The 6,178-nt window shown below is 58.0% G+C and carries 6 protein-coding genes; 2 read left to right on the top strand and 4 right to left on the bottom strand.

Features of this window, described 5'->3' with window-relative positions; translation table 11 throughout:
- Positions 1-50 precede the first annotated feature (50 nt).
- The 4 genes from ERD80_RS21435 to lolB form a co-directional block, all read right to left on the bottom strand.
- On the bottom strand, positions 51-1,220 hold the full coding sequence (locus tag ERD80_RS21435; protein WP_058780682.1) for a GGDEF domain-containing protein: 1,170 nt from the start codon (positions 1,218-1,220) through the stop codon (positions 51-53).
- Positions 1,221-1,445: 225 nt separating this feature from the next.
- Positions 1,446-2,393: a ribose-phosphate diphosphokinase gene (prs, locus tag ERD80_RS21430; protein ID WP_006118899.1), complete on the bottom strand. Its 948-nt coding sequence runs from the start codon at positions 2,391-2,393 to the stop codon at positions 1,446-1,448.
- 137 nt (positions 2,394-2,530) lie between these two features.
- A complete protein-coding gene (ispE, locus tag ERD80_RS21425) occupies positions 2,531-3,388 on the bottom strand; it encodes a 4-(cytidine 5'-diphospho)-2-C-methyl-D-erythritol kinase (protein WP_136548473.1) in 858 nt (285 codons plus the stop codon).
- Positions 3,385-4,011, bottom strand: a complete 627-nt coding sequence (gene lolB / locus ERD80_RS21420; protein ID WP_021509937.1) for a lipoprotein insertase outer membrane protein LolB — start codon at positions 4,009-4,011, stop codon at positions 3,385-3,387. The genes ispE and lolB overlap by 4 nt, the downstream gene beginning before the upstream one ends.
- A gap of 216 nt (positions 4,012-4,227) precedes the next feature.
- Between lolB and hemA the strand changes: the two genes are divergently transcribed.
- Both hemA and ERD80_RS21410 read left to right on the top strand, forming a co-directional pair.
- Positions 4,228-5,484 carry a glutamyl-tRNA reductase gene (hemA, locus tag ERD80_RS21415; RefSeq protein ID WP_104188948.1) on the top strand — a complete coding sequence of 419 codons (1,257 nt, stop codon included), beginning with the start codon at positions 4,228-4,230 and terminating at the stop codon, positions 5,482-5,484.
- Positions 5,485-5,525: 41 nt separating this feature from the next.
- Positions 5,526-6,178, top strand: a 653-nt coding sequence (locus ERD80_RS21410; protein WP_136548471.1) for a PCRF domain-containing protein, incomplete at its 3' end; no start/stop codon positions are given.

The following is a 6,178-nucleotide window of genomic DNA, read 5'->3' as shown; positions in this document are numbered from 1 at the left end:
ATGCGTCACTACGGTGACAAACGCTGCTGTCGCGATCACCACTCAACGCACTAACCGGCTTCCGCCATTGCCGCCTGCGGCGTCTGATAACCTTCGACGCGGTTACGTCCGGCGGCTTTAGCGCGATACAAAGCCTCATCAGCCAGCGCCAGCAGGGCGGGAAACGCCTGATGCCGCTGGCTGGCAGTGGCAAAGCCAATGCTCACCGTATAACCGATGTCGTTGGGTAGCGACAGCTGTGTCGCCAGTCGGATACGCTCACATATGCGCTGCGCCTGCTCACTGTCGCCAGGAAGCAACGCGGCAAACTCCTCACCGCCCAGCCGGGCAAACTGACCCTCAACCGGCATTAACGCTTTCACCACCTGACAAAAATCGACCAGCACCCGATCCCCCTGCTGATGGCCATAGCGATCGTTGATGCTTTTGAAATGATCGAGGTCGAACAGCACTGCACTGTAAATATAGGGCTGCGGCAAACGTGCGTGGCGCAGCAGCAGTTTTTCTGCGGCTTCAAACAGCGCGCGCCGGTTCCAGACGCCGGTGAGCGGATCGTGCAGCGACGCCAGTTTATGGGCGATCTGCGTCCGCTCATTAACCATCGCCAGAATGGTGAAGGTCAGGCCGATGACGAAGAGGATCGACTCCAGAATCACATACACCGAAAAGCCGGAACCGCCAATGGCACCCGGTACCGGGGTAGCCACCGCATCGTCAAGGAAAATGCGTGCCAGATGGAACAGTAAGTGGATCCACAGCAGTATCTGTGCGGGCCAGAAAGTGACGGTCAGCGTGGCGCGCGCCTGCCACAGCAGACGAATCAGCGCGGCAGTAAAGATGATGCACAGCAGGCACATGACCAGCACGCGTTTCGGCTGGCCGTGATAGAACTGCGGAAAGGCACAAAGCAGGGCCCAAAGTAGCGCGCCAGTGATCCAGCAAAAACCGAGCGGAAGGCGGCAAAAAGTACGAAAGGCGTTGAGCAGGGTGCCGTAGGCCAGCAGCATGATGACATTCCCGACCGCCACCGGCAAAAAGTGCAAACCGGCGCTGCGCAGGCTGCTGAGCAGCACGGCGGCAAGCGTCAGTATTAGCGTCAGGGTGGTAAAACCCAGCACCCGGTCGTACTGCGCCCCGACCCAGGCAAAAATCAAAATAATGCTCAGAAACCCCAGCACGTAGAGCTCGCAAATAAACAACGTATAAATGTCGAGTGGCATGGTGGTCGGAGTTCTCAGCAAAAGTGTGGTGAAAAATATCACTAATCACTGGACCGCTAAAGCCCGGATGCGCTTGTCTGATAAAAAGAGTGGAAGGCGGGGAGATTGGCGTATTTTGAGGCCATTTATCGCGCAAATAGTGTCGGCGGAAGCGGCTTTATCGGGGTGTTACTCCGCGCAAAGGCAATAAAAAACCGGGCAGGGCGCCCGGTTTTTCGCGAACAATTAATGTTCGAACATCGCCGAAATCGATTCTTCGTTGCTGATACGACGAATGGCTTCGGCCAGCATGCCAGACAGCGTCAGCGTACGCACGTTTGGCAGTGACTTCATCTCTTCCGACAGCGGAATAGTGTCGCAAACAATCACCTGATCAATCACTGATTTGCGCAGATTTTCCACCGCGTTGCCAGAGAAGATTGGGTGGGTAGCGTAAGCGAACACGCGTTTCGCACCGCGCTCTTTCAGTGCTTCAGCCGCTTTGCACAGCGTACCGCCGGTGTCGATCATATCGTCGACCAGTACGCAGTCACGACCGGCAACGTCACCGATGATGTGCATCACCTGCGACACGTTCGCACGCGGGCGACGTTTGTCGATGATGGCCATGTCGGTGTCGTTGAGCAGTTTGGCGATAGCGCGAGCGCGCACTACGCCACCGATGTCCGGCGAAACCACAATTGGGTTTTCCAGACCAATCTGCAGCATATCTTCCAGCAGAATCGGGCTACCGAACACGTTATCCACCGGGACATCAAAAAAGCCCTGGATCTGTTCAGCGTGCAGGTCAACCGTCAGTACACGGTCCACGCCGACGCTGGAGAGGAAATCAGCCACAACTTTGGCGGTAATTGGCACGCGGGCAGAACGCACGCGGCGGTCCTGACGGGCATAGCCAAAGTAAGGGATTACAGCAGTAATACGACCAGCAGAAGCCCGACGCAGTGCGTCGACCATCACAACCAGCTCCATCAAGTTATCATTGGTGGGGGCACAGGTGGACTGGATGATGAAAATATCACCACCGCGTACATTTTCATTAATCTGTACACTTACTTCGCCATCGCTGAAACGGCCGACAGCGGCGTCTCCGAGGCTGGTGTAAAGGCGGTTGGCAATACGTTGTGCTAGTTCCGGGGTGGCGTTACCAGCAAATAGCTTCATATCAGGCACGAGAAGAACCTCAGGCTTGGCGTCCAGAGAATGAACCGCTCAAAAATAACCGGCGAATACATTTGAGCCTGTTCATACGGGTGTGTTAATGCGTCACGTGCAGTGTCTGGAACAGGGTGACACTGTCACGTTTACGCTTAGAGCCCGGAAAGGGTGCGCTGTAACGGCGAGAGATTAAGCCCACGCGCCACAAATCCGCACATCCATTTCGGGGCAAGCTCCAGCACCTGACGAGCAGCGGACTCGGTGTCAAATTCAGCAAACACACAAGCGCCGGTCCCTGTCAGGCGCGACGGCGCGTATTCTAGCAGCCAGGAAAGCAGCGCATCAACCTCACGAAAACGTTTTCTTGCTACCGCTTCACAATCATTGTGAAAAGGACGCTGCAACAGTTCATCTAATGTGCGTATTGGTGAATCGCGCGTCAGTTCAGGCTCGCGAAACAGATCCGGGGTAGCGATGCTGACACCAGGATGCGCCACCAGATACCATTTTTCCGCAGGATTTGCGGGCTGCAATTGCTCGCCGACCCCTTCGGCAAACGCCGCGTGGCCGCGCACGAATACCGGCACATCGGCACCGAGACGCACGCCAAGCGTAGCCAGCTCATCCACGCTGAGCTGGGTGCGCCACAGATGGTTCAGCGCCACCAGCACCGTCGCTGCATCAGACGAACCACCGCCCAGACCACCGCCCATCGGCAGGCGCTTCTCCTGCGCGATCCGGGCACCGGCCTGCGGCGGCAGCGTGCCTTTGTCCGCCGCTGCGGCGCGCAGCGCCAGCGCCGCCCGCACGATCAGGTTGTCTTCATCGGCCACGCCGTCGAGCGGCGTCAGCAGGGTGATACTGCCGCTGTTATCCGGGATAATCTCCAGGGTGTCGCCAACATCGAGAAACTGAAACAGCGTCTGCAAATTGTGGTAGCCGTCTGCACGACGGCCGGTAATGTAGAGAAACAGGTTGAGCTTTGCCGGCGCGGGCCAGGTGGTGATCATTGTGTGGTCCAGCTATCCATGCGCAGTTTGATGCGCTGACCGCCTTCGGTCAGTTCGAGGTTGGCCGGCAGCGGCGGGTTCACCTTGCTGTCGTAATCGCTGATATTCACCTTCCACTGCTGGCCGTTGCGGCTGTAGGTCAGGCTTTGCAGCTGATAATTGTTGTTCAGCTGATAGTCGCTGGCGTCGCCAGGCAGACCCATCATCCACTGACGCAGGTTCGCCAGCGGAATATCCATGCCGGTGAGCTGGGAAATCATCTTCTCCGCGTCGTTGCTGACGTAGCGTTTGCCTTTGTTATCGACAATCTGCACCACCGAACCCTGCGCGTCGAGCTGCAGTTCTGTGCTGCCGAGCGGGTTAGTCAGCAGCAGACGGTAACGGTCTGCAGCAGTTTGCTGCCAGTTGAAGCGGGCATAAACCTTCTGCTTATCCGACAGATAGGCAAACGCGCCGCGCGTCTGGTACTGGGTAATTTTCGCTACCGCCTGCTGATGTTGCTGCCACTGCGGCGATGTCGTGCTGGGACCGGGACCTTGCTGGGGTTTGTTGATGCTACAGGCAGCCAGCAACACGCTGGCAAGGGGCAAAAGGCGCAACAGCTGGCGCGGGGGCAAATGCATCACGTGGTCGTCTCCTCAGACACGTTTTTACGTCGTAACCGGTAACGCTAACCATCCGTCTCTGTGCCGTCAATGGCGATGTCAGGATAATTGCGCACGATCAGTTTAATCTTATTACAGTCATAGGCTTTGTATGGCTTTTCTTGATCTGTTGCATCTTGTAGAATGCGCAGCACAAAACCTGACAATTATTGGGACTTCCCAACCCGAATCACCATGACGCTGCTTGCTCTCGGAATCAACCACAAAACCGCACCTGTTGCGCTGCGCGAACGTGTTTCGTTCACGCCAGACACGCTGGACCAGGCGCTGAACAGCTTGCTGTCTCAGCCGATGGTGCAGAGCGGGGTGGTGCTTTCTACCTGTAACCGGACGGAACTCTACCTCAGCGTAGAGCAGCAGACCGATCTGCAGGAGCAGTTGGTGCGCTGGTTGTGCGAGTATCACGACTTACGTGAAGAGGACGTGCGCAACAGCCTGTACTGGCATCAGGACAACGCGGCAGTCAGCCACCTGATGCGCGTGGCCAGCGGGCTCGACTCGCTGGTGCTGGGCGAGCCACAGATTCTCGGTCAGGTCAAAAAAGCCCATGCTGACTCCTCGCGCGACCATGCGCTGAGCAGCGAGCTGGAACGCATGTTCCAGAAAACCTTCTCGGTAGCCAAGCGCGTGCGCACCGAAACCGAAATCGGCGCCAGCGCGGTGTCGGTCGCCTTTGCTGCCTGCTCCTTAGCCCGTCAGATTTTCGAATCACTCAGCAGCGTTAACGTGCTGCTGGTCGGTGCCGGTGAAACCATCGAACTGGTGGCGCGTCACCTGCGCGAACACAGCGTGCGCAAACTGATGATCGCCAACCGCACGCGCGAACGCGCGCAGCTGCTGGCGGACGAAGTCGGCGCCGAAGTGATCGGCCTTGCCGATATCGAAACCCGCCTGGCCGATGCCGATATCATTATCTCCTCCACCGCCAGTCCGCTGCCGATTATTGGTAAAGGCATGGTGGAACGGGCGCTGAAGGCGCGCCGCAACCAGCCTATGCTGCTGGTCGATATCGCCGTGCCGCGCGATGTCGAGCCGGAAGTGGGCAAGCTGGCTAACGCCTACCTGTACAGCGTGGATGATCTGCAGGCGATCATCGAGCAGAACATGGCGCAGCGCAAAGCGGCGGCGGTGCAGGCGGAAAGCATTGTGGTGCAGGAGAGCGGTGAATTCATGGCCTGGCTGCGCGCGCAAAGCGCCGGTGAGACCATCCGCGAATACCGCGCGCAGGCCGACGACGTGCGTGCTGAGCTGCAGGAGCGCGCGCTGGCGGCGTTGCGTCAGGGTGCTGATGCCGAAAAAGTCTTGCAGGAGCTGGCACACAAGCTCACCAACCGTTTAATTCATGCACCAACCAAATCACTGCAGCAGGCCGCGCGCGACGGCGACAGCGAACGCCTGCAGATCTTACGTGACAGCCTCGGTTTAGAGTAATCTGGTCTGTCACGACCTATCACTGGGATACCCTCTATTAGATGAAGAGCTCGATTGTTGCCAAGCTGGAAGCGCTGCAGGAACGCCATGAAGAAGTTGAAGCGTTACTGGGCGATGCCGGCGTAATTGGCGATCAGGACCGTTTCCGCGCGTTATCACGTGAATATGCCCAGCTGAGCGACGTCACCCGTTGTTTCCGCGAATGGCAGCAGGTGCAGGAAGATGTCGAAACGGCTGAAATGCTGCTCGACGATGCGGAAATGCGCGACATGGCGCAGGAAGAGTTGAAACTATCGCGCGAAAAGCGCGAGGTGCTGGAACAGCAGCTTCAGGTGCTGCTGCTGCCGAAAGATCCCGACGATGAACGTCCGTGCTTTATCGAAGTGCGCGCCGGCACCGGCGGCGACGAAGCGGCGATTTTCGCCGGCGATCTGTTCCGCATGTACAGCCGCTATGCCGAAGCGCGCCGCTGGCAGGTGGAGATCATGAGCGCCAATGATGGCGAGCATGGCGGCTACAAAGAAGTCATTGCGCGTATCACCGGTGACGGGGCTTACGGTCGCATGAAGTTTGAATCCGGCGGTCATCGCGTGCAGCGCGTGCCGGAAACCGAATCGCAGGGGCGCATTCACACTTCCGCCTGTACCGTGGCGGTGATGCCGGAGCTGCCGGAAGCCGAGCTGCCGGACATCAA

Source organism: Pantoea sp. R102 (assembly GCF_004916815.1).
Lineage (GTDB): Bacteria > Pseudomonadota > Gammaproteobacteria > Enterobacterales > Enterobacteriaceae > Pantoea > Pantoea dispersa.
The sequence above is the reverse complement of the archived record's forward strand: the minus strand, read 5'-3'. Positions and strand labels throughout refer to the sequence as shown.